At 65.6% G+C, this 584-nt stretch carries 1 pseudogene; it reads right to left on the bottom strand.

Annotated elements, in window-relative coordinates:
* Positions 1-297: 297 nt before the first annotated feature.
* Positions 298-584, bottom strand: a pseudogene (locus ELR45_RS41675) (hypothetical protein); the annotation flags it as partial.

Here is a 584-nt window from a genome sequence, read left to right as displayed (position 1 = left end):
TCCGCGGCAGGCAGGTCGGCCAGCTGGTCAATCACACCAGCCAGCTGCTCAACCACACCGGAACCGTTCATGTGTTCGAGTATATGTGGATCTTCGTATTGGGGTCAACTGCTTTGCTATGAGCGAGATCCGTTCCGGACCGCTCCGCCTGCATGGGACTGAGACAGTACGCCGTCGAACGGTGGAGGATTCTCCGTTCAGCAGTGGAATCCCTTCCGCGCCATAGCGTGCAGAACGCTCCACCGCTGACGGGGAGAACCTTCCAGCGCTGGCAGGGTGCACGACTGTGAACGGAACTCAAGCGACGCCGCTGGCCGGCCGATCAGGCGGAACGGCCGGCGGACTGGAGCGGCGCTGACCGATCGCCGCCGCGACCCGCGACGCGCGGGCATTCAGGTAGTTCTGCTCGGGAATGCTCGTGGTCAGGCGCGCGGCCATGCGATAGCAGGCGAGAGCGTCGTCGTACTCTCCGGCCATCTCCCACAAGTGCGCCCGGACCGCGTGCAGCCGATGGTGCCGCGACAGCAGCGTGTCCTTGTCGAGTGGTTCGAGGAGCATGAGGCCGGCGCGCGGGCCGTGCGCCA

This window comes from Phytoactinopolyspora endophytica (assembly GCF_004138495.1).
GTDB classification, from domain to species: Bacteria; Actinomycetota; Actinomycetes; order Jiangellales; family Jiangellaceae; genus Phytoactinopolyspora; species Phytoactinopolyspora endophytica.
This window is presented reverse-complemented; position numbering and strand designations above follow the sequence as displayed.